We start from the raw sequence: 23461 nt of genomic DNA on the forward strand, positions 1-23461 counted from the left end.
TTCAAAAAGGTCGAGATTTCCCATGCAAAATCAGCCGCTTGAAAGCCGTGTTCGAACGGTTGTGGGGAGATGAAAAAAGTTCGCCTGCACTCCTTTGGTTCCTGACCGGGGCGACAGGCTCGCGCATTTCCCCCGGTGACACGCCGGACTGCCCGTCGGCGTGTCACCGACGTTGTCGATGAAGTGTTTCAGATCAGTCGGTTACCTCCAGTAGACCGGCCTGCCCAGTGACGTCGCGGGGTTTTCGGCACGCTTATTGAGTGCCGCCCGCCACGGCATTGTCCGGACCGGAGGTGCAGTACTGGTGGTGCGGTACTCCGGCCATCGCATTAGCCCGATGAGCGAATAACTAAAAGAATTCTGGAGAGGCCCATGCAACAGAGCAGATCGGAAGTGACCGAGCGCGACGGCTTGGTCGAGCTGTCCGCCGGCAGCGACGTACTCGACAGCCCCCGCTACAACCACGACATCGCCCCGACCCGGGTGGAACAGCGTACCTGGAACAGGTGGCACATCACCGCGCTGTGGATCGGCATGTCCATCTGCGTGCCCACCTACACCCTCGGCGGCGTCCTCACCGCCTACTTCGGCCTCAGCGTCGGCGAAGCGCTGCTGGCGATCCTGCTGGCCAACCTGGTGGTGCTGATCCCGCTGACCCTCAATGCCTTCGCCGGCACCCGCTACGGCATTCCCTTCCCGGTGCTGCTGCGCGCTTCGTTCGGCATCATCGGCTCCAACGTGCCATGCCTGATCCGCGCCGTGGTCGCGTGCGGCTGGTTCGGCATCCAGACGCTGTTCGGCGGGCTGGCGATCCATCTCTTCCTCGGTTCGATCTTTCCCGCCTGGAAAGCCCTCGGCGGCACCGGCGAGGTGATCGGTTTCCTCCTGTTCTGGGGGCTGAACCTGTGGGTGGTGCTGCGCGGCGCGGAGTCGATCAAATGGCTGGAGACACTCTCGGCACCGCTGCTGGTGCTGGTCGGCCTCGGCCTGCTGGTGTGGGCGCTGCCGCACATATCGGTCAGCGAACTGCTGGCGCAGCCGCCGAAGCGCCCGGAAGGCGCCAGCGTCACCGGCTACTTCATGGCCGGGCTGACGGCGATGGTCGGCTTCTGGGCCACGCTGTCGCTGAACATCCCCGACTTCAGCCGCTATGCGCGTAGCCAGAAGGACCAGATACTCGGGCAGATCTTCGGCCTGCCGCTGACCATGTTCCTGTTCGCCGCCCTCGGCGTGGTGATGACCGCCGCCTCGGCTTCGCTGGTGGGCGAGACGGTTTCCGACCCGGTCAGCCTGATCGGGCACATCCCCAGCCCCGGCTGGGTGGCGGTGGCGATGGCGTTGATCATCGTCGCCACCCTCTCGACCAACACCGCGGCGAACATCGTCTCGCCGACCAACGACTTCCAGAACATCGCACCGAAACTCATCGGCCGCACCCGCGCCGTCTGGCTCACCGGTTTCATCGGCCTGGCGCTGATGGCCCACGAGTTGCTGAAGAAGCTCGGCTGGATCGTTTCCGACCTCAGCCTGGAAAGCGTCTACTCCAACTGGCTGCTCGGCTACTCCAGCCTGCTCGGGCCGATCGCGGGGATCATGGTGGTGGACTACTTCCTGGTGCGCAGGCAACGCCTCGATCTCGCCGGACTCTACCGCGACGACGTCTACCCGGCCTGGAACTGGCCCGGCTTCGCCGCCTTCGCGGTGCCGGTGGCGCTGACCGTCATGGCCCTCGGCAACCGCCAGTTCCACTGGTTCTACGACTACGGCTGGTTCACCGGCTCGCTGCTCGGCGGCGCGCTCTACTACGGCCTCTGCGGCCGCCGTGCGCGGAGCCCGGCGGCATTGGCCAAACCGCTGCCCTGATGGGCATACAGGCGGCCGGCGAGCCGCCGACACCTACTCCAAGCCTGAGGAGACGACAATGAGCACTGCCCGGAACGTCCTGCAATCCACCCAGCGACACATCGATGGCCAGCGCCTCTGGCAATCGCTGATGGATCTCGCCCGCCTCGGCGCCACCGCCAAGGGTGGGGTCTGCCGCCTGGCCCTGAGCGATCTCGACCGCCAGGCCCGCGATCTCTTCGTGCAATGGTGCGAAGCGGCCGGCTGCACGGTCAGCGTCGATCGGGTCGGCAACATCTTCGCCCGTCGTCCCGGGCGTAACCCGGACTTGCCCCCGGTGATGACCGGTAGCCACATCGACACCCAGCCCACCGGTGGCAAGTTCGACGGCTGCTTCGGGGTGATGGCCGGCCTCGAGGTGATCCGCACCCTCAACGACCTCGGGGTGGAAACCGAGGCGCCGCTGGAGGTGGTGGTGTGGACCAACGAGGAAGGCTCGCGCTTCGCGCCCTGCATGATGGGCTCGGGCGTATTCGCCGGGAAGTTCACCCTGGAGGAGACCCTGGCCAAGCGCGATGCCGACGGTGTCAGCGTAGGCGAGGCGCTGGACGCCATCGGCTACGCGGGAGCGCGCGATTGTCTCGGACATCCGGTGGGCGCCTATTTCGAGGCGCACATCGAACAGGGGCCGATCCTCGAGGACGAGGAGAAGACCATCGGCGTGGTGCTCGGCGCGCTCGGGCAGAAATGGTTCGACCTGTCCCTGCGCGGCGTCGAGGCACACGCCGGGCCAACGCCGATGCACCTGCGCAAGGATGCCCTGGTCGGTGCCGCGGCGGTGGTCGAGGCGGTCAATCGCGCGGCCCTCGGCCATCAGCCGCATGCTTGCGGCACGGTCGGCTGCCTGCACGCCTATCCCGGTTCGCGCAACGTGATACCCGGCGAAGTGAAGATGACCCTGGACTTCCGCCATCTGCAACCGGAGCGCCTGGACTCGATGATCGCCGAAGTCCGCCAGGTGATCGCCGCTACCTGCGAGAAGCATGGCTTGCAATACGAGCTGGTGCCGACCGCCGATTTCCCGCCGCTGTACTTCGACCAGGGATGCGTCGGCGCGGTGCGCGAGGCGGCGCAGGCGCTGGGCATGCCGCAGATGGACATCGTCAGCGGCGCCGGCCACGACGCGATCTTCCTCGCCGAACTCGGTCCGGCGGGGATGATCTTCGTGCCCTGCGAGAACGGCATCAGCCACAACGAGATCGAGAACGCCAGCCCCGACGACCTGGCCGCCGGCTGCGCGGTGCTGTTGCGGGCCATGCTCAAGGCCTCCGAGGCGATCGCCGGCGGCCGCCTGGCGGCCTGAGTGGCGCTTCCATCGAGGCGCCGGCATCGACCGCCTTCTACACGGGTACGGGAGGGCGAATAACGCCCGGGGCGCTATCCGCCGATGCGCGGCTGGGCCGGCGGATAACCGCGTTGCGGTTATGCGCCCTACGTGGTGCTGCGCGGGGTACGGTAGGGCGAATAACGCCAGGGGCGTTATCCGCCGATGCTCGGCTGGTCGGCGGATAACCGCGTTGCGGTTATGCGCCCTACGTCGCGGTGTTGCGCGGGGTACGGTGGGGCGTTGTCCGCCGATGCGTCGCTGGGGCGGGGCGCGGGGCTCAGATCACCTTGCCGTCGCGCAGCCTTTCCAGCGCGGCCGCGTCCAGGCCGAGGAGCGTCTCGAGGACCTCGTCGGTGTGCTGGCCGAGGGTGGGCGGCGGGTTGCGGTATTCCACCGGCGTCTCGGACAGGCGGATCGGGCTGGCTACCTGCGGCACCGTCCCGGCCAGCGGGTGCGGTAGCTCCACGCGCAGGCCGCGGGCCTGCACCTGCGGGTCGGCGAACACCTGCGCCAGGTCGTTGATCGGCCCGCAGGGCACGCCGGCGCGCTCCAGGGAAAGAATCCACTCGGCGGTGGTGTGCAGCACCGTGGCCTGGCGGATCAGCGGGATCAGCACCTCGCGGTTGGCCACCCGCGCCTTGTTGGTGGCGAAGCGCGGGTCGTCGGCCCATTCCGGGTGGTCTGCCAGCTCGGCGAACTTGCGGAACTGGCTGTCGTTGCCGACCGTGAGGATCATGTCGCCGTCGGCGGTGGGGAAGTCCTGGTACGGCACGATGTTCGGGTGTGCGTTGCCCAGGCGCCGCGGCGGCACGCCGGTGGTCAGGTAGTTGAGGGTCTGGTTGGCCAGGCAGGCGACCTGCACGTCGAGCAGGGCCATGTCGATGTGCTGGCCGATGCCGCTGACGTCGCGGTGGGCGAGGGCGGCGAGCACCGCGGTGGAGGAGTACAGCCCGGTGAGGATATCGGTCAGCGCCACGCCGACCTTCACCGGACCGGCGCCTTCCTCGTTGTCGGCGCGCCCGGTGAGGCTCATCAGGCCGCCCAGGCCCTGGATCATGAAGTCATAGCCGGCGCGCTTGGCATAGGGGCCGGACTGGCCGAAGCCGGTGATCGAACAGTAGATCAGCTTCGGGTTGACCTGCTTCAGCGATTCATAGTCGAGGCCATAGGCCTTGAGCCCGCCGACCTTGAAGTTCTCCAGCAGGATGTCGGCCTTGGCCGCCAGTTCGCGAACGATGCGCTGGCCCTCCGGCTGGGTGAAGTCCACCGTCACCGACTTCTTGTTGCGGTTGGCCGACAGGTAGTAGGCCGCCTCGCTGGTGTCGTTGCCTTCGGCATCCTTGAGGAACGGCGGGCCCCAGGCGCGGGTGTCGTCGCCGCTGCCGGGGCGCTCGATCTTGATCACCTCGGCGCCGAGGTCGGCGAGGATCTGCCCGGCCCAGGGGCCGGCCAGGACACGGGACAGGTCGAGTACGCGGATATGGGAAAGGGCGCCGGGCATGACGGTTCTCGCTGCTGGGGGCTGGAAACGGAAATGGCCGGGAAGACGGGTTCCTTGCCCGTCTCCCCGGCGGCCGGCGCGCTACCGTGAAAAAGCGCGCCGGGGTGTTGCTCGGTGGCTCAGAAGAATGCCTGGATGCCGGTCTGCGCGCGGCCGAGGATCAGCGCGTGGACATCGTGGGTGCCCTCGTAGGTGTTCACCACTTCCAGGTTGACCAGGTGGCGGGCGATGCCGAATTCGTCGGAGATGCCGTTGCCGCCCAGCATGTCGCGGGCCAGGCGGGCGATGTCGAGGGCCTTGCCGCAGCTGTTGCGCTTCATGATCGAGGTGATTTCCACCGCCGCGGTGCCTTCGTCCTTCATCCGCCCCAGGCGCAGGCAGCCTTGCAGGGCCAGGGTGATCTCGGTCTGCATGTCGGCCAGCTTCTTCTGGATCAGTTGGTTGGCGGCCAGCGGGCGGCCGAACTGCTGGCGGTCGAGCACGTACTGGCGGGCGGTGTGCCAGCAGAATTCGGCGGCGCCCAGGGCGCCCCAGGAGATCCCGTAGCGCGCCGAGTTCAGGCAGGTGAACGGACCGCGCAGGCCGCGCACTTCGGGGAAGGCGTTCTCTTCCGGAACGAACACGTTGTCCATCACGATCTCGCCGGTGATCGAGGCACGCAGGCCGACCTTGCCATGGATCGCCGGGGCGCTCAGGCCTTCCCAGCCCTTCTCGAGGACGAAGCCGCGGATCTGCCCTTCGTCATCCTTGGCCCAGACCACGAAGACGTCGGCGATCGGGCTGTTGGTGATCCACATCTTGCTGCCGCTCAGGCGATAGCCGCCGTCGACCTTCTTCGCCCGGGTGACCATCGAGCCCGGGTCGGAACCGTGGTTCGGCTCGGTCAGGCCGAAGCAGCCGATGTATTCGCCGCTGGCCAGCTTGGGCAGGTACTTCTGCCGGGTGGCTTCGTTGCCGAATTCATGGATCGGCACCATCACCAGCGAGGACTGCACGCTCATCATCGAGCGATAGCCGGAGTCGACGCGCTCGACTTCGCGAGCGATCAGGCCATAGCAGACGTAGTTGAGGCCGCTGCCGCCGTAGGCTTCGGGAATGGTCGCGCCGAGCAGGCCGGTCTCGCCCATCTCGCGGAAGATCTTCGGGTCGGTCTGTTCGTGGCGGAAGGCTTCGAGCACGCGCGGGGCCAGCTTGTCCTGGGCGAACTGCTGGGCGCTGTCGCGAACCATGCGCTCTTCTTCGGTGAGCTGCTGGTCCAGCAGCAGGGGATCTTCCCAGTTGAAGCTAGCTTTGGTGGCCATGCGTACATCCTCGTCAAGCGGTAGCGGAGGCTGGCGTGGGCCAGCCGGAATGGAAGCATCCTAAGAGCCTAGCGAATGGGGCGGCAAACGAGGAATTCGCACGCACTTGTGCTATTTTCTCACTCCGAGAAAATGAGTCTCGTATTTCATGCCCTTGAAGAGGCGCGAGGAATCGTGACCTGGGCGTCATAGATGCGAAACCGGCACTCCGGAGTCCTCCATGCGACGCAAGATCCCTTCCACCGCCGCGCTGGTCAGCTTCGAATCCGCCGCGCGCCACGAGAGCTTCACCAAGGCGGCGGAGGAGTTGTCCCTGACCCAGAGCGCGATCTGCCGGCAGATCGCCACGCTCGAGGAGTTCCTCGGTGTCGAGCTGTTCCGTCGCTCGCGGCGCGGGGTCAAGCTCACCGAGGCCGGGCTGTCCTATAGCCGGCGGGTGGCGGTACGCCTCGACGCGGTGGAGCGCGACACCCTGGCGGTGATGGGGCACCAGGGCGGCGGAGCGATCGAACTGGCGGTGGTGCCGACCTTCGGCACCCAATGGCTGTTGCCGCGGCTCAAGCGCTTCCAGCGGCTGCACCCGGAGGTCACGATCAACCTGACCAACCGCACCCGCCCGTTCCTCTTCGCCGACACCGAGTTCGACGCCGCGCTGTACTTCGGCGACGCCGACTGGTCGGGTACCGTCTCGCATTTCCTGATGCGCGAGAATCCGGTGCCGGTGTGCAGCCCGGAGCTGCTGGGCGGGCGTCGAACGCTGAGCGCCGAGCAGGTCGCCGGGCTGCCGCTGATGCAGCAGAGCACCCGGCCCTACGCTTGGCGCCAGTGGTTTCACTCCCAGGGACTGAACGTCGCCCACGACATGAGCGGGCCGCGCTACGAGCTGTTCTCCATGCTTGCCCAGGCGGCCATGCACGGCATGGGCGTGGCCCTCATACCGCCCTTCCTGATCCAGGACGAGCTGGCCGACGGAAGGCTTATCGTGCCCATGCAACATGCCTATTTGAGCGAGAATGCGTATTACCTGATCATTCCCGAGCGCAGGGTCGAATCGGCGATGCTCAATGCCTTCCGCGACTGGCTGGTGGAAGAGGCCAGGCAGTACCGCGAGGCCAACGGGCTGGGCTGAACGCGCAGGAACATCGGGTGGCGCAGGCAGGACGCGCCGCCCCGGGACCGGGCCGATCCGCCGGGTCCCGCGGAGCCGCGGCGGCGATACCGCCGGGCATCCTCCACGACGGCCAGGATGGCGGCCGCGGAGCACCACACCAGGAGTTCACATGAATTTCCACACCCGCAAGTGGGTCAAGCCAGAAGATCTCAACCCCAACGGCACCCTGTTCGGCGGCAGCCTGCTGCGCTGGATCGACGAAGAAGCGGCGATCTACGCGATCATCCAGCTGGGCAACCAGCGCGTGGTCACCAAGTACATTTCCGAGATCAACTTCGTCAGCTCGGCGCGCCAGGGCGACATCATCGAGCTGGGCATCACCGCCACCGACTTCGGTCGTACCTCGCTGACCATGACCTGCCACGTGCGCAACAAGATCACCCGCAAGAGCATCCTCACCATCGACAAGATGGTCTTCGTCAACCTCGGCCCGGACGGCCTGCCGGCGCCCCACGGCAAGACCGAGATCACCTACATCAAGGACCAGTTCAAGGAAGACGAAGTCCTGCCCTGAGCGGCGCGACGAGCGGCCGGCACCCATGCCGGCCGCCGTGTTTCAGAACAGCCGGGTGAGCAGCCAGTAGAGCGAGGCCGAGAGCAGGATCGCCGCCGGCAGCGTCAGCACCCAGGCCATCAGCAGGTTGCGGATGGTCTTCCACTGTAGTCCCGAACCGTTCGCCGCCATGGTCCCGGCCACCCCGGAAGACAGCACATGGGTGGTGGAGACCGGCAAGCCATACAGGTCCGCCGCGCCAATGGTCAGCATCGCCACGGTTTCCGCCGAGGCGCCCTGGGCGTAGGTCAGGTGGGTCTTGCCGATCTTCTCGCCGACCGTCACCACGATGCGTTTCCAGCCGACCATGGTGCCCAGGCCGAGGGCGATGGCCACGGCGATCTTCACCCATAGCGGGATGAACTTGGTGGCATCGTCGATCTTCCGCTTGAACGCCTGCAACTTGCCGTGGGTGTCGGCGTCGAAGCGGCCGACGCCGTCCTTGTCCATCAGGCGGATCGCCTCGGAGGTCAGGTACATGTCGTTGCGCACGTTGCCCATGGCTTGCGCCGGTACCCGCGAGAACGCGCCATAGCCTTTCACTTCCTGGCCGATCGAGCCGGTCAGGGCGGCCAGCGCCGGGATCAGCTCAGGCGATGCCTGCTTGCTGCGCACGTAGTCGGAGAGTACCTGGCGCGGATCGGCCGGCGCCGGTTGCGGCGCGCTCTTCACCAGCGCTTGCTGGGTGACCTCGGCGACGGCGGCGAACTGCACCGCCTGGTCCGCCGGCATGGTGCGGTTCAGGGCGTAGGCCATCGGCAGGGTGCCGACCAGGATCAGCATGATCAGGCCCATGCCTTTCTGTCCGTCGTTGGAGCCGTGGGCGAAGGACACCCCGGTACAGGTCAGGATCAGCAGGCCGCGGATCCACCAGGGCGGCGGCGCCTTGCCCTTCGGCGCCTTGTACAGCGCGCGGTTCTTCACCAGCAGGCGCAGCGCCAGGAGCAACAGGGCGGCGCAGGCGAAGCCGATCAGCGGCGAGAGCAGCAGGGAGTAGCCGACCTTGGTCGCCTGGCCCCAGTCCACCCCGCTGGTGCCATCGCGCCCGTGCATCAGCGCGTTGGCCACGCCGACGCCGATGATCGAGCCGATCAGGGTGTGCGAGGACGACGCCGGCAGGCCCAGCCACCAGGTCCCGAGGTTCCACAGGATGGCGGCGATCAGCAGGGCGAAGACCATGGCGAAGCCGGCCGAGGAACCGACCTGCAGGATCAGTTCCACCGGCAGCAGGGCGATGATGCCGAAGGCCACCGCGCCGCTGGAGAGCAATACGCCGAGAAAGTTGAAGCAACCCGACCAGACCACCGCGAAGTGCGGCGGCAGCGAGTGGGTGTAGATCACCGTGGCCACCGCGTTGGCGGTGTCGTGGAAGCCGTTGACGAACTCGAAGCCGAGGGCGATCAGCAGGGCCACGCCGAGCAGCAGGAAGGGCGTCCAGGTGGTGATCGCGGAACCGACGTCATCGACGTCCTGCATCAGGCTGTAGGCGCTGAACAGCAGTCCGGTGGCGAGCACGGCGAAGAATACGAAGGCGGTGAGGCGGCCGGGACGCTGCTCGAGATGGGGCTTGTGCGCGTTGCCGGCGGCACTGGCGACGGCGTCGGCGGGAAGGACATCGGAGGTCATGGTGCGGGTCCGCGCTGGGGATGACCGGCACATGATGGGCAGGCGATTGTGACAAGTTATGTCTTTCGCATACTGGCTTCGTCTGGCGAAGAAAGGACAAGGGCCGCGGGAGGCCGCCGGAAGCCGGATGGGGTCGGGCGCCAGGCGGCCTGCCCGCTGCGGCCGCGAAGATTAATGAATTCCTGTGGCGAGTGCCATCATTTCGTCGCTAAAAAGTTGGCATGTTGAGGGATTTGCCGATCCGGACACGCGCGGGGAAGGCGAGAGCCACTGGACTAGACTGAGAAGTGCGCGGCGGGGCCGGTCGCTTGCCGGCCCGGTGCGCGGGACGAGCGCCTTCGTCCCGGGGTGGCCCGGCCGGGCGGTCGGGGAGGTCGATATGCGGATGCCGTGCCGGCTCGCGCTGGCGCTGTTGCTGTGCTTCGCCGGCCCGGCCTGTCTCGCGGCCTCCGGACCGGTTCGGGTGCTCTCGGTGGATGGTGCGATCGGCCCGGCCAGCGCCGATTACCTGGTGCGCGGCATCGAGCGTGCCGCCGAGGACGGCGCGCAACTGGTGGTGCTGGAACTGGACACGCCCGGCGGCCTGGACGCATCGATGCGGCGTATCGTCAAGGCGATCCTCGCCAGCCAGGTGCCGGTCGCCGGTTTCGTCGCGCCCAGCGGGGCGCGGGCGGCGAGCGCCGGCACCTACATCCTGTATGCCTGCCATATCGCGGCGATGGCGCCGGGGACCAACCTCGGCGCCGCCACCCCGGTGCGCCTGGGGACGCCGGACAAGCCCGCAGAGAAGCCCCCGGCGCGGGACGCCGAACCCATGGCGCGCAAGCAGGTCAACGACGCCGCCGCCTATATCCGTGGCCTCGCGCAGTTGCGCGGGCGCAACGTCGAATGGGCCGAGCGCGCGGTGCGCGAGGCGGTCAGCCTGGCGGCGCACGAGGCGGCGGCGCAGAAGGTGATCGACCTGCAGGCCCGCGACCTGCCCGACCTGCTGCGCCAGCTCGACGGCCGCAGCCTGCGCGTCGGCGAGCGCGCGCTGACCCTGGCTACCGCCGGCGCCACGGTCGAGCGCCAGGCACCGGACTGGCGCGCGCGGTTGCTGGCGGTGCTCACCGATCCCAGCGTGGCGCTGATCCTGATGATGATCGGCATCTACGGGCTGATCTTCGAACTGGCCAATCCCGGCATGGCGCTGCCCGGCGTGCTCGGCGGCATCTGCCTGCTGCTCGGCCTGTACGCCCTGCAGATGCTGCCGGTCAACTACGCCGGGCTGGCGCTGATCGCGCTGGGCCTGGCGTTCATGGTGGGCGAGGCGTTCGTCGCCAGCTTCGGCGTGCTCGGCATCGGCGGAATCGTCTCGTTCGTGGTCGGCGCGCTGATCCTGATCGATACCGAGGTGCCCGGCTACGGCATTCCGCCCGGCCTGGTGGTGGCCCTGGCGTTGCTCAGCGCCGCGCTGATCGTCGGTCTGCTGGGCATGGCCCTGCGTACTCGCCGGCAAGCGGTGGTAAGTGGCACCGCCGGATTGGTCGGCAGCCTGGCGACGGTGGCGGCGGTGGATTCCGAACAACCCTGCGCAGGCTGGGTGCAGCTCCAGGGCGAGCGCTGGCGGGTGCTCGCCGCGCGGCCGCTGGCGGTGGGCCAGCCGGTCTGGGTGCTGGCGCGCAAGGGCCTGCTCCTGGAAGTCGCGCTGGCCGGTGAAGGAGGTGGATGATGGGTATTTCCTATGGTTTGGCGATGTTGCTGGTGTTCCTCGCGCTGCTGCTGTTCAGCGCGCTGCGCATCCTCCGCGAGTACGAGCGCGGCGTGGTGTTCCAGCTCGGGCGGTTCTGGAAGGTCAAGGGGCCGGGGCTGGTGCTGGTGATCCCGGCGATCCAGCAGATGGTGCGCATCGACCTGCGCACCATCGTCCTCGACGTGCCGCCGCAGGATGTGATTTCCCGCGACAACGTTTCAGTGAAGGTCAACGCGGTGGTGTACTTCCGCGTGCTCGATCCGCAGAAGGCGATCATCCAGGTGGAGAACTACCTGGCCGCCACCAGCCAGTTGGCCCAGACCACCCTGCGCGCGGTGCTGGGCAAGCACGAGCTGGACGAGATGCTCGCCGAGCGCGAGCGCCTGAACCTGGATATCCAGCAAGTGCTCGATGCGCAGACCGACGCCTGGGGCATCAAGGTGGCGAATGTGGAAATCAAGCACGTCGATCTCAACGAATCGATGGTTCGCGCCATCGCCCGGCAGGCCGAGGCGGAGCGTGAGCGCAGGGCCAAGGTGATCCATGCCGAGGGCGAGCTGCAAGCCTCGGAGAAACTCATGCAGGCGGCTCAGATGCTCGGCCGGCAGAGTGGCGCCATGCAGTTGCGCTACATGCAGACCCTCGGCGCGATCGCCGGCGACAAGAGTTCGACCATCGTCTTCCCGATGCCGATCGAACTCTTCGGCGGCAAGTACGCAGGTGCCGCGCCGCGGAACGAAAAGGCCGCCGGAGAGGAAGAGGAGAGGTGAACGCGTGCGGTTTGTGATGGAAATATCATCGAGCCGCGACACGGGGACATGCGTGCCCGGGGTCGGGATGGCTATGCTGTGGCGATCCACTCCCGGGACGCTCCTTCATGCTGCGATGCGCACTCCTGCTGCTGATATTGCTCCTCCCTTGCGCGCTGCCTGCCGCCAACCTGCGCCTGGTCGGCGACTCCTGGCCGCCTTTCGTCGATTCGCGCCTGCCTGGCAACGGCCTGGCGGTGGAACTGGTGACCACCGCGCTCAAGCGCGCCGGCTTCGACTCGAGTTTCCAGCAGGTACCCTGGTCGCGTGCCCTGTACGGCGTGCGCAGCGGCGACTACGACATCGCCCTGAGCGCCTGGTACGAGCCCGCCCGCAGCCTCTACGGGCAGTTTTCCCGCGCCTACCTGAGCAACCGCATCCGCCTGCTGCAACGCAAGGGGCGGGGTATCGAGTTTTCCCGCCTGAGCGACCTGCGTCCCTACCGCATCGCGGTCGTGCGCGACTATGCCTACGCGCCCGAATTCGACCGTGACAGCCGTCTGCAGAAGGTCAACGTGACCAGCTTCGCCAACGCCGCGCGGATGCTCGAGGCGGGACGGGTCGACCTGGCGGTGGAGGACGAGCTGGCGCTGGGGGTCGCCTTCAAGGGCGAACTGGCCGATTTGCGCGACAAGCTGGAGGTACTGCCCATCCCGCTTGGCGAGAACGGCCTGCACCTGCTGGTGAGCCTGAGGAATCCCCGGCATGACGAGATCGTCGACGGCTTCGACCTGGCCATCCGCGGCATGCGCGACGACGGCAGCTACCAGCGCCTGCTGGAGCGCTACGGCGCGCGCTAGGGCTGGCCTGGCAGTGGCTGCGCGCCGGCCAGTTCCTTCTTCAGCAAGTGCGCGGCCAGGGTGCGCAGCGGGGCGAGCTGGCGGCAGATGTGCGCCAGTTGGGTCTGTACCAGGCGATGGCTGTCGTCCATGTCCTCGGGCATCTGCTCCAGTTCCTTGGCCAGCGCTTCCTCCTCTTCGCTGTAGATGGCGACCGGGCGTTTCTGTTCCAGGCTCGCGGCGATTTCCTCGAGGCTGGCGGAGAGCCGCTCGGCGGCGCGCTCCAGGAGGCCGTCGCTGGCGTCCTCGGGCAGGCTTTCGCGGTGCGCGCCGAGACCGGATAGATAGCTGAGCAGGGTGTGCGAGAGGACCAGGAAGCGGAAGCCGATCTCGGCGTCCTTCCTGAAGTGGCCGGGTTCCAGGAGCATGTTCGACAGGGTGGTCGAGAGCGCCGCGTCGGCGTTGTGCGCGTTGCGCCGGGCGGTGCGGTAGTCGAGGTCGTCGCGCTTGCCGGTGGCGTACTGCTGCATGATCTGCCGCAGGTAGCGGCTGTTGCAGGCGAGGGTGTTGGCGAGCATGCGGTTGAGCCGGCGGCCCTGCCAGTCGGGCAGCACCAGGAACACCGCGAGGCCGGCGATCAGGCTGCCCAGCAAGGTATCGAACAGGCGGGGCAGGATCAGCCCGTAGCCATCGCCGACCTGGTTGAAGCAGAACAGCACCAGCAGGGTGATCGCCGCCGTCGCCAGGGTATAGCGACTGCTGCGGGTGGCGAAGAAGGCGACCCCGGCGGCGACCGCGAACAGCGACTGCACCAGCGGGCTGGGGAACAGGTCGATCAGCGCCCAGCCGACCACCAGGCCGACCACCGTACCGAGGATCCGCTGCACCAGGCGCAGGCGGGTCGCGCCATAGTTGGGCTGGCAGACGAACACCGTGGTGAGCAGTATCCAGTAGCCCTGGGTCGGATGGATCCAGTGCAGCACGCCGTAGCCGGCGGTCAGCGCCAGGGCCATGCGCAGGCCGTGGCGGAACAGCAGCGAGGTCGGGGTGAGCTGCTGGCGCAGGCGCTCGAAGGCGTCCTTCAGGCTGCGCGGCGAGCGGTCGAGCAGGGCGCTGTCCTGTTCGTCGGCGATGGCGTCCGGGTTGCTTGCCCCGGCCAGCTTGCGGTCCAGCGTGGTGAGGTTGGCGGCCAGGGCGCCGAGCGAGCGCAGCAGGCCCTTCCAGGCCGGGTTGCTCTGCTGGCGCAGGTGTTCGAGCGAGGCCTGGAGGTCTTCCAGGGCCAGCTCGCGGTCGGCGTAGTCGAACGGCTGGCGCAGGCGGATAGCCCGCGCCAGGGCCTGGCAGGCCTTGCCCTGCTGGTTGAGCAGGCGCTGGCAGCGGAACAGCACGTCGCTGTGGAAGAACGCCTCGGCCAGCCGGTTGTACGGGTAGTGCGAGGAACTGGCGCGCTCGTGGACGTCCTGGGCGATGAAATAGAGCTTCAGGTAGCGGCTCACCTTGGGGCCCGGCCGGCCATGGCCGAGGCGGTTGAGAATGGTCTCCTTGGCCTGGTTCAGCGCCACCACCACCTTGCCGTTCTGCCGTGCCAGGGCGAGGCGCTGGCCCTCCACGTCGAGCTGGCGCAACGGTTCGAACAGGCTCGACTTGATCCTCAGGTATTCGCCCAGCTCGAAATACAGGCGGGAAAGACTCTGCTGCACCGGCTGGTTGGAGAACAGCGCGTTCCACAGCACCGAGAGCAGCCCGTACCAGGCCGCCCCGGCCACCAGCAGCAGCGGTTCGTGCCAGACATCGGCGACCTCGCCGCCGCGCTGGTCCACGCCGATCATGGTGTAGATCGAGAGGATCAGGGTCGCCGAGGCGATCGCCGCATAGCGCTCGCCGAGGGCGCCGAGGAGGATCATGCCGAACGCCGACAGCGCCATCCCGGAAACGAACAGCCAGGGATAGGGGAACAGCAACTCGACGGCGAAGGCGGCGACGCTGAAGCACAGCAGGGTCACCAGCAGCGCTTGCAGGCGGCCGAGCCAGTTGTCGTCGGTCTCCGCCAGGGCGCTGGCGATGATCCCGAGGAACAGCGGGATCAGCAGCTCGATGCGGTCCTGCCACCAGCACAGCAGCAGGGCGCCGGCCAGGGCGATGAACACCCGCAGGCTGTAGGCGAACTTGTCGAGGGCCCAGAGGCGGCGGAGCGTGTGTGTCAACGAAGAGGGCGGCATGGGGGCGGAGTGCTATCCGATGGTCCGTGGTTCAGCCTATGTGGCCTGTCCGGCTAATTCAATCGGCCGATTTCGCGCGACTGGAAGTCCGCTGCCCGCCGCAGTCGCAGGAAGCGCTGCCGTGGGCAACTCGGTCGAGCCGGGCATCTGGCGGATGCAGGCTTCGTGCCTGCGAACGCTAAGACGTCGTCGCCGCGCCGAACGTTACCCGGCGGCGATATCGCGCGCCGGAGCGGGCCCGGCGAGCGAAGCGGCGGCGCGCTAAAGCAGGCGGACCTTGAACGAGCGACCCTTGATCTTGCCTTCGCTCAGGCGCTTGAGGGCCTGGTGGGCGAGGCCGCGCTCGATGGCGACGAAGGCCTGGAAGTCGAAGATGGCGATCTTGCCCACCGCGCTGCCGGGCAGCCCGGCGTCGCCGGTGAGGGCACCGAGCAGGTCGCCGGGGCGCACCTTGTCCTTGCGTCCGCCGGCGATGCACAGGGTGCTCATCGGCGGCAGCAATGGTTCCGGGCTGGCCTTCAACTGGCCGAGGGCGTACCAGGCCAGCGGCTGCTTCTGCAGGTCCTCGATGGCCTGCGCGCGGCTGGCCTCGGCCGGCGCCACCAGCGACAGGGCCAGGCCTTTCTCGCCGGCGCGACCGCTGCGTCCGATGCGATGGATGTGGACCTCCGGGTCACGCGCCAGCTCGACGTTGATCACCGTTTCCAGGGCGGCGATGTCCAGCCCGCGGGCGGCCACGTCGGTGGCCACCAGTACGTTGCAACTGCGGTTGGCGAACACCGTCAGGACCTGGTCGCGCTCGCGCTGCTCCAGGTCGCCGTGCAGGGCCAGGGCGGAAATCCGCTGCGCCTTCAGTGCGTCGGCCAGCTCCTGGCACTGCTGGCGGGTCTGGCAGAAGGCCACGCTGGACTGTGGCCGGAAATGCTGGAGCAGGCGTACCACGGCGTCCATGCGCTGTTTCGGATCGATCTCGAAGAAACGTTGCTCGATCTGGCTGTCGGCGTGCAGCGACTCGACCCTCACCTGTCGCGGATCGCGCATGAAGGTCTTCGCCAGCTTCTCGATGCCGTCCGGGTAGGTGGCGGAGAACAGCAGGGTCTGCCGGCGCTCGGGGAGCTGGCCGATGATCTCGGCGATGCTGTCGTAGAAGCCCATGTCGAGCATCCGGTCGGCTTCGTCGAGGACCAGGGTATTGAGCCCGTCGAGGACCAGGGTGCCCTTGCGCAGGTGCTCCTGGATGCGCCCCGGGGTGCCGACCACCACGTGCGCGCCGTGCTCCAGCGAAGCCACCTGCGGGCCGTAGGGGACGCCGCCGCAGAGGGTCAGGACCTTGATGTTGTCGGCGGCGCGGGCCAGCCGGCGGATCTCCTTGGCGACCTGGTCGGCCAGTTCGCGGGTCGGGCACAGCACCAGCGCCTGGCAGCCGAAGTAGCGCGGGTTCAGCGGGCTGAGCAGGGCGAGGCCGAAGGCCGCGGTCTTGCCGCTGCCGGTCTTGGCCTGGGCGATCAGGTCGTGGCCCTGGAGGATCAGCGGCAGGCTCTGCGCCTGGATCGGCGTCATCTCCCGGTAACCGAGGGAGTCGAGATTGGCCAGGAGGTCCGCGGAAAGCGGCAGCGAGGAGAAAGCGGTGGAGGTCACGGGGCAGGGCTCGGCAGGCGATACGAGCGGCTAGTCTAGCAGCCTGCGGCGGCTTGCCGCGTGCGATCGCCGCCGGAGCAGCAGCGACAGGCAATGTATCTTTGGCCAGTACCGTTCGTCCGAAAAACGAAAAAAGCGCGTTTCTGTATTTTTATACAGGTTCGCTTTCCTCAGTTTTTTGTCGTAGAGTGCTGACACTGTGTTTGCATGGGTCGCCGTCGATCGTGACCTGATGCGGTCGGAAATTCCAGCCCGTCCTGCTCGACTCCTTGTAACTCCTTGCAACTCAGTTACCGGCTACGATTTCGTGGCTAAATCAATACCTATAGTTCCAAGGAGAACTTGCAATGTCCCGTCAGAACGGCACCGTTAAGTGGTTCAACGAAACCAAAGGCTACGGCTTCATTACCCCGGAAAGCGGCCCGGACGTTTTCGTTCACTTCCGTGCCATCGAAGGTAACGGCTTCAAGACCCTGGCCGAAGGCCAGAAGGTCAGCTTCGAAGTCGTACAAGGCCAGAAAGGCATGCAGGCCGAGCGCGTTCAGGTGATCAACTAAGATCCCTGGGCCCCAGCCCGAAGAACCCGGATGGAAGCATCCGGGTTTTTTATTGCCCGGAGAAAACCGTCACACTGTCTTCGCCTGCCGTTCACCCTGTCTTGACGAGTTCCCGCCCAGAGTGGCCCGGTCCCGTACGGAGTCGTTTCGATGAAGCCTGTGCAATCCCGTCGTCTGGCCTTCGCCGCGCTGTTGTCGCTGTCGTTCTCTTCCGCGTCCTGCCATGCCGCCACCGAGCACTGGGGCTGGATCGAGCAGTCCTGGCTGATGCCCGAGCGCATGCAGGCCAAGGCCAAGCTGGATACCGGCGCGCTGACCTCGTCGCTGGACGCGAGGAATATCCATCGCTACAAGAAGGACGGCGAGCGCTGGGTGCGCTTCGATGTCGTGCTGCCCACCGCCGACAGCAAGGCGCCGGTCAGCGTGACCTTCGAGCGCAAGGTGCTGCGGCTGATCAAGGTACGCGGCGCCGGCGGCAGCGACAGCCGTCCGGTGGTGGCGATGGACATCTGCCTGGGCGCCAAGCTGCTGCGCGAGCAGTTCTCCCTGCGCGACCGCGGCAACATGAACTATCCGGTGCTGCTCGGTCGCCGCACGCTCGAACACCTCGGCGCGGTCGACGTGTCCCGAACCTTTACCCGCAAACCTACCTGCAGCGCGCTCGCCGCTCAGTAGAAGAACCCGCGCGGCAGTCCGGCGGCCAGCGCCAGCCGGGGCAGCACGATCAGCGCCGTCATCCACAGGTTGCGCGGGCGCGCCTCGTCCTCGCGAGCCCGGCTAGAGGTCCGGGTCCTTTTCCGGATCGACCCGGCGCGGGCTGGTGCGGCCGTCCTCGCTGCCGAGCTGGAAGAAGATCGCTGCGGCCAGCATCGACATCAGGCCGACGCTGACATAGGTGGCGTGGAAGGCGCCGAGTACGGTGTCCTGCCCCGTATCCAGGTCGGTCTGGAAACCGCCCAGCAACGCCGCCGCGCAAGCCACGCCAAGGCTGATCGACAATTGCACGACCACCGACATCAGGCTGTTGCCGCTGCTGGCGTTGCTGTCCTGCAGGTCGATCAGGGTGAGGGTGTTCATCGCCGTGAATTGCAGGGAGTTCACCGCGCCGAGCAGGCTCAGGTGCAGCAGCAGCCAGACGTAGGGGGTGTCCTGGTCGACCAGGCCGAAGCCGGCGATCAGGCAGCCGAGGATCAGGGTGTTGCCGACCAGCAGCTTGCGATAGCCGAAGAAGTCCAGCAGTGGCTTGGCCATCGGCTTGGCGACCATCGCGAACAGCGCCAGCGGGATCATGGTCATGCCCGCGGTGGAGGGCGGGTAGCCCAGTCCCACCTGCAGCAACAGCGGGGTGAGGAAGGGCAGGGCGCCGCTGCCCAGGCGGGCGAACAGGTTGCCGAGGATGCCGACGGCGAAGGTCCGCGCCTTGAACAGGCTCGGTGGGAACAGCGGCTTGTCGATGCGTAGCGCGCGCAGCCAGTAGGCGGTGAGCAGGACCAGTCCGCCGATCAGCAGCAGGACCACGCGCAGGTGCGACAGGTGCAGCTCGCCGAGTCCTTCCAGGGCGATGGAGATCAGCACCATGGAGCCGCCGAAGAGCAGGAAGCCGATGCTGTCGAAACGGCTCGGCACCGGGCTGCGCAGGTCCGGCATCAGCTTCATCGCCACCAGGCAGCCGAGCAGGCCGACCGGCAGGTTGATCAGGAAGATCCAGTGCCAGGAGGCGTACTCCACCAGCCAGCCGCCCAGCGTCGGTCCCGCCAGCGGGCCGAGCAGGCCGGGAATGGTGACGAAGCTGAGCACCCGCACCAGGTCCTGGCGCGGGTAGACGCGCAGGATCACCAGCCGTCCCACCGGCATCATCAGCGCGCCGCCGACGCCCTGTACGATGCGCGCCCCGACCAGCAGTTCGAGGCTCGGCGACAGCGCGCAAAGCAACGAGCCGAGGCTGAACAGCAGTACCGCGCCGAGGAACACCCGGCGCGTGCCGAAACGGTCGGCGATCCACCCCGAGGCCGGTATCAGCAGGGCCACCGTGAGCAGGTAGGCGATCACCACCGCCTGCATGCGCAGCGGGTTTTCGTTCAGCGAACTGGCCATGCTCGGCAGCGCGGTGTTGAGGATGGTGCCGTCGAGGGCTTGCATGAAGAAGGCGACGGCGACCAGCCAGGGCAGTTGGCGGGCGATGCGGGGGGTGAGCTGGAACGGCTCGCTCATGGACGGGCTCCCTCGGGCGGACAGGGCCCAAGCATAGAGAAGTTCTCGCCGCGATGGGACGGCCGGCGACCGGATCGGGGCGAACAGCGGGCATTGCGGCGGAAGTCGCGGCCAGAGAGGTCGCCTTTCATTGTCCTGGGTCAAGCCGAAGCGCTGGCGCTCGCCGACTGCTGTGCTAGTACTCAAGAGTCACCCCGTCAGTGGCTGCGGATGCGACGTCGGCGCTTCGTCATCGCACGGACATGTCCCGCGTTGCATGCTCGACGGCGCGTGCTTCACCGCCTTGTCGCGATGTTCTCCACGCAGCGCTCGGCGACCCCGGTCGCCGCTGCCGTCGCCGAAGCCCACCTTCCGTGGAAACAGGAGTCCTCCCATGGCCCAGGAACTTTGCGCTATCTGCCACGAACGTCCCGCCGTCGCCCGCGTCAGCCTGGTACAGAACGGCCAGCGCCGCGAACTCGCCCTCTGCGAACTGCATTACCGCCAGTTGATGCGCCAGCAGCGCATGCGCTCGCCGCTGGAGTCGCTGTTCGGCGGCGGCAGCCCGTTCGACGAGATCTTCTCCGGCTTCGGCGAGCAGAGCCCGGTCACCCCGGTGCGCGCCCGCGAGCCGGAGGCGGTGGACATCGCCGAATACTTCAGCAAGCAGACCACCGAGTACCTGCAACGCGCCGCGCAGGTCGCCGCCGAATTCGGCAAGCGCGAAGTGGACACCGAGCACCTGCTCTACGCCCTGGCCGACGCCGACGTGGTGCAGGCGGTGCTCAAGCAGTTCGGCCTGTCGCCGGCCGACCTCAAGCAGTACATCGAGGCCAACGCCGTGCGCGGCGCCAGCAAGGGCGAGGCGAGCGAGGACATGACCATCTCGCCGCGGGTGAAGAGCGCCTTGCAGCATGCCTTCGCCCTGTCCCGCGAACTCGGCCACAGCTATGTCGGCCCCGAGCACCTGTTGCTCGGCCTGGCGGCGGTGCCGGACAGCTTCGCCGGGACGCTCCTGAAGAAGTACGGCCTGACTGAGCAGGCGCTACGGCAGAAAGCGGTCAAGGTGGTCGGCAAGGGCGCCGAGGACGGCCGCGTGGACGGCCCGAGCAACACTCCGCAACTGGACAAGTTCAGCCGCGACCTGACCCGGCTGGCCCGCGAAGGCAAGCTCGATCCGGTGATCGGCCGCTCGAAGGAAGTCGAGACCACCATCGAGGTTCTCGCCCGGCGCAAGAAGAACAACCCGGTGCTGATCGGCGAGCCCGGCGTCGGCAAGACCGCCATCGTCGAAGGCCTGGCCCAGCGCATGGTCCAGGGCGAGGTGCCGGAGGTGCTGCGCGACAAGCGCCTGGTCGAACTGAACATCAACGCCATGGTCGCCGGCGCCAAGTACCGCGGCGAGTTCGAGGAACGCCTCAAGCAGGTGATGGACGAACTGCAGGCGGCGCAGAGCGAGATCATCCTGTTCATCGACGAGGTGCACACCATCGTTGGTGCCGGCCAGGGCGGCGGCGAAGGCGGGCTGGACGTGGCCAACGTGCTGAAGCCGGCGATGGCGCGTGGCGAGATGAACCTGATCGGCGCCACCACCCTCAACGAGTACCAGAAGTACATCGAGAAGGACGCCGCGCTGGAGCGGCGCTTCCAGCCGGTGTTCGTCCCCGAGCCGACGGTGGAGCAGACCATCTCCATCCTCCGTGGCCTGCGCGACAAGCTCGAAGGCCACCACAAGGTGACCATCCGCGACGAGGCCTTCGCCGCCGCCGCCGAGCTGTCCGACCGCTACATCGGCAACCGCTTCCTGCCGGACAAGGCCATCGACCTGATCGACCAGGCCGCCGCCCGCGTGCGCATCGCCAGCACCTCGCGGCCGGCCGAGATCCAGGAACTGGAGGCCGAGCTGGCGCAGCTCAAGCGCGAGCAGGACTACGCCGCCAGCCGCAAGTGGTACGACGAGGCGAAGGTCTTCGAGAAACGCATCCAGGAACGCAAGGAACACCTCGAGCAGATCACCGAGCGCTGGCAGCAGACCCAGGGGTCGAAGACCGAGGAGGTGCGGGTCGAGGACATCGCCGAGATCATCTCCAGGCTCACCGGCATCCCGGTCACCGAACTGACCGCCGAGGAGCGCGAGAAGCTCCTGCAGATGGAAGAGCGCCTGCACCAGCGGGTGATCGGCCAGCAGGAAGCGATCACCGCGGTCAGCGACGCCGTGCGCCTGGCCCGCGCCGGGCTGCGCCAGGGCAGCCGGCCGATCGCCACCTTCCTGTTCCTTGGCCCGACCGGGGTGGGCAAGACCGAGCTGGCCAAGGCCCTGGCCGAGGTGGTGTTCGGCGACGAAGACGCGATGATCCGCATCGACATGAGCGAATACATGGAGCGCCACGCGGTGTCCCGGCTGATCGGTGCGCCGCCGGGCTACGTCGGCTACGACGAGGGCGGCCAGCTCACCGAGCGGGTGCGCCGGCGGCCTTACAGCGTGATCCTGCTCGACGAGATCGAGAAGGCCCACGCCGACGTCAACAACATCCTCCTGCAGGTGTTCGACGACGGCCGCCTGACCGACGGCAAGGGGCGCGTGGTGGACTTCACCAATACCATCATCATCGCCACCAGCAACCTAGGCTCCGAGCTGATCATGAAGAACGCCCAGGCCGGCGAGTTCGCCCAGCCGCCGGAGAAGCTCAAGCGCGAACTGATGACTACCCTGCGCGGGCATTTCCGCCCGGAATTCCTCAACCGCCTCGACGAGGTGATCGTCTTCGAGTCGCTGAGCAAGGCGCAGATCGAGGACATCGTGCGCCTGCAACTGGAGCGGGTGAAGCGCGCCGCGCACGCTCAGGACATCTACCTGCACATCGACGACAGCCTGGTCGGCCACCTCGCCGAAGAGGCCTACCAGCCGGAGTTCGGCGCCCGCGAGCTGAAGCGGCAGATCCGCCAGCAACTGGAGACGCGCCTGGCCACGGCGATGCTCAAGGGCGAGGTGAAAGAGGGCGAGACGGTCACCTTCTTCTACGACGCCAAGGACGGCGTCGGCTACCGCAAGGGCGCCGCGCCGAAGCCGGCGGCACGCAAGAAATCCGGCGCCGGCGAGACGCCCAAGGGCCGCGCGACGGCGGCGAGGAAGCCGGCGGCGAAGAAAGGCGCCGCCGCCAAGGGCAAGGCCGACAAGCCGAAGGCCAAGTGACCCGACCAAGGTTGGGGAACAAGGCACCGGCCGGTCGGTCGAAATCTCACCCCGGCCTGCGAATGCGGCCGGGGCGTTCGATATCTCATGAGGAATTGCCGATGCGCGTCACCACCCACGCTACCCTGGCCGCGGCCCTGCTGCTCAGCGCCGCCTCCGCGTTCGCCTTCAATCTCGGGGATGCCGCCAAGGCGGTCGCCGGGGCGTCCCAGGGCGACTCCGCCCAGGTAGCCACTACCCCGCAGACCAGCGGTCTGCTCGGCGCACTCACCGGCCAGCTCGGGGTCAGCCAGGAGCAGGCGGTCGGCGGTACCGGCGCCCTGCTCGGCCTGGCCAAGAACCAGTTGGCCGGCAACGATTACTCGCAACTGGTGAAGACCATCCCCGGCCTCGACAAGCTGGCCGGCAACAACGCCCTGGCCGGTCTCGGCGGGCTCGGCAACGTGCTCGGCAAGAGCGGCGGCGACAGCAAGGGCCTCGGCTCGCTGCTCGGCAATGCGGACAGCATGGGCGACGTGAACAAGGCCTTCGGCACCCTGGGCATGGATAGCGGGATGACCGAGAAGTTCGCCCAGGTGCTGGTCGACTACTTCGGCAAGCAGGGCGCCAACAGCGAGCTGCTGGGCAGCCTGAGCAATCTCTGGGGAGTGAGCAAGGCGGGCGGCTCGTCGCTGCTCTGATCTGCCGCCAGCGGATCGGCGGATAACCGCGTTGCGGTTATTCGCCCTACGAGGTGGGTGCGACCCCCGGGTATTCGTTGCCCGCTCCGGTAGGGCGAATAACGCCCCCGGCGTTATCCGCCGCTGCGCCGTGGAAACGGCGGATAACCGCGTTGCGGTTATTCGCCCTACGAAGTGGGTGCGGCGCCCGGGTATTCGCTGCCCGCACCGGTAGGGCGAATAACGCCCTCGGCGTTATCCGCCGCCGCTCCGTGGAAACGGCGGATAACCGCGTTGCGGTTAT

Annotated in this window: 17 protein-coding genes; 11 read left to right on the forward strand and 6 right to left on the reverse strand. The window is 67.4% G+C overall.

Translation table 11 applies throughout. From position 1 onward, the window contains the following. Window positions 1-372: 372 nt before the first annotated feature. Together HMPREF2716_RS03870 and HMPREF2716_RS03875 are read left to right on the forward strand one after the other, a co-directional pair. Entirely contained in the window at window positions 373-1863 is a 1491-nt protein-coding gene (locus HMPREF2716_RS03870; protein WP_003084674.1) for an NCS1 family nucleobase:cation symporter-1, read from the forward strand. 58 nt (window positions 1864-1921) lie between these two features. Further along, window positions 1922-3205 (forward strand): Zn-dependent hydrolase, encoded by a 1284-nt coding sequence (locus HMPREF2716_RS03875; RefSeq protein ID WP_003084676.1) that lies wholly within the window; start codon window positions 1922-1924, stop codon window positions 3203-3205. 301 nt (window positions 3206-3506) lie between these two features. Here HMPREF2716_RS03875 and HMPREF2716_RS03880 read toward each other — a convergent pair whose 3' ends face one another. Further along, a complete protein-coding gene (locus HMPREF2716_RS03880) occupies window positions 3507-4730 on the reverse strand; it encodes a CaiB/BaiF CoA transferase family protein (protein WP_003084679.1) in 1224 nt (407 codons plus the stop codon). A gap of 119 nt (window positions 4731-4849) precedes the next feature. Beyond that, on the reverse strand, window positions 4850-6031 hold the full coding sequence (locus tag HMPREF2716_RS03885; protein WP_003084682.1) for an acyl-CoA dehydrogenase: 1182 nt from the start codon (window positions 6029-6031) through the stop codon (window positions 4850-4852). 220 nt (window positions 6032-6251) lie between these two features. Here HMPREF2716_RS03885 and gcvA point away from each other — a divergent pair, with 220 nt between their 5' ends. Then, window positions 6252-7160 carry a transcriptional regulator GcvA gene (gene gcvA / locus HMPREF2716_RS03890; protein ID WP_003084684.1) on the forward strand — a complete coding sequence of 303 codons (909 nt, stop codon included), beginning with the start codon at window positions 6252-6254 and terminating at the stop codon, window positions 7158-7160. Between the two features lie 151 nt (window positions 7161-7311). Further along, window positions 7312-7716 (forward strand): acyl-CoA thioesterase, encoded by a 405-nt coding sequence (locus HMPREF2716_RS03895; RefSeq protein ID WP_003084686.1) that lies wholly within the window; start codon window positions 7312-7314, stop codon window positions 7714-7716. Between the two features lie 42 nt (window positions 7717-7758). Here HMPREF2716_RS03895 and HMPREF2716_RS03900 read toward each other — a convergent pair whose 3' ends face one another. Next, a complete protein-coding gene (locus tag HMPREF2716_RS03900) occupies window positions 7759-9381 on the reverse strand; it encodes an inorganic phosphate transporter (protein WP_023518296.1) in 1623 nt (540 codons plus the stop codon). A 379-nt stretch (window positions 9382-9760) separates the two neighbouring features. Here HMPREF2716_RS03900 and HMPREF2716_RS03905 point away from each other — a divergent pair, with 379 nt between their 5' ends. The 3 genes from HMPREF2716_RS03905 to HMPREF2716_RS03915 all read left to right on the forward strand — a co-directional run bounded on the left by HMPREF2716_RS03905 (window position 9761) and on the right by HMPREF2716_RS03915 (window position 12722). After that, window positions 9761-11092: an NfeD family protein gene (locus tag HMPREF2716_RS03905; protein WP_023097144.1), complete on the forward strand. Its 1332-nt coding sequence runs from the start codon at window positions 9761-9763 to the stop codon at window positions 11090-11092. Beyond that, the gene (locus HMPREF2716_RS03910) at window positions 11089-11883 is read left to right on the forward strand and encodes a slipin family protein (RefSeq protein ID WP_003118835.1); all 795 of its coding nucleotides are present in this window, start codon (window positions 11089-11091) and stop codon (window positions 11881-11883) included. The genes HMPREF2716_RS03905 and HMPREF2716_RS03910 overlap by 4 nt, the downstream gene beginning before the upstream one ends. 107 nt (window positions 11884-11990) lie before the next feature. Beyond that, window positions 11991-12722 carry a substrate-binding periplasmic protein gene (locus HMPREF2716_RS03915; RefSeq protein ID WP_023518297.1) on the forward strand — a complete coding sequence of 244 codons (732 nt, stop codon included), beginning with the start codon at window positions 11991-11993 and terminating at the stop codon, window positions 12720-12722. Here the strand turns inward: HMPREF2716_RS03915 and yccS are convergent. Next, window positions 12719-14920, reverse strand: a complete 2202-nt coding sequence (gene yccS, locus HMPREF2716_RS03920) for a YccS family putative transporter (RefSeq protein WP_003084700.1) — start codon at window positions 14918-14920, stop codon at window positions 12719-12721. The two genes, HMPREF2716_RS03915 and yccS, sit on opposite strands and share 4 nt — an antisense overlap. Window positions 14921-15181: 261 nt before the next feature. Continuing rightward, window positions 15182-16558 carry an ATP-dependent RNA helicase DbpA gene (dbpA, locus tag HMPREF2716_RS03925; RefSeq protein ID WP_003118837.1) on the reverse strand — a complete coding sequence of 459 codons (1377 nt, stop codon included), beginning with the start codon at window positions 16556-16558 and terminating at the stop codon, window positions 15182-15184. Window positions 16559-16905: 347 nt separating this feature from the next. Between dbpA and HMPREF2716_RS03930 the strand changes: the two genes are divergently transcribed. Further along, the gene (locus HMPREF2716_RS03930) at window positions 16906-17115 is read left to right on the forward strand and encodes a cold-shock protein (RefSeq protein WP_003084710.1); all 210 of its coding nucleotides are present in this window, start codon (window positions 16906-16908) and stop codon (window positions 17113-17115) included. A gap of 150 nt (window positions 17116-17265) precedes the next feature. Then, window positions 17266-17790 carry a retropepsin-like aspartic peptidase RloA3 gene (locus HMPREF2716_RS03935; protein ID WP_003113272.1) on the forward strand — a complete coding sequence of 175 codons (525 nt, stop codon included), beginning with the start codon at window positions 17266-17268 and terminating at the stop codon, window positions 17788-17790. A gap of 102 nt (window positions 17791-17892) precedes the next feature. Here HMPREF2716_RS03935 and mdtD read toward each other — a convergent pair whose 3' ends face one another. After that, on the reverse strand, window positions 17893-19326 hold the full coding sequence (gene mdtD, locus HMPREF2716_RS03940) for a multidrug transporter subunit MdtD (RefSeq protein WP_003084717.1): 1434 nt from the start codon (window positions 19324-19326) through the stop codon (window positions 17893-17895). A 373-nt stretch (window positions 19327-19699) separates the two neighbouring features. Between mdtD and clpG the strand changes: the two genes are divergently transcribed. Both clpG and HMPREF2716_RS03950 read left to right on the forward strand, forming a co-directional pair. Then, window positions 19700-22498 (forward strand): AAA family protein disaggregase ClpG, encoded by a 2799-nt coding sequence (gene clpG / locus HMPREF2716_RS03945; RefSeq protein ID WP_023122946.1) that lies wholly within the window; start codon window positions 19700-19702, stop codon window positions 22496-22498. 101 nt (window positions 22499-22599) lie between these two features. After that, window positions 22600-23178, forward strand: a complete 579-nt coding sequence (locus HMPREF2716_RS03950) for a DUF2780 domain-containing protein (RefSeq protein WP_003084725.1) — start codon at window positions 22600-22602, stop codon at window positions 23176-23178. Window positions 23179-23461: the final 283 nt, after the last annotated feature.

The organism is Pseudomonas sp. HMSC076A11 (genome assembly GCF_001810205.1).
Lineage (GTDB): Bacteria > Pseudomonadota > Gammaproteobacteria > Pseudomonadales > Pseudomonadaceae > Pseudomonas > Pseudomonas aeruginosa.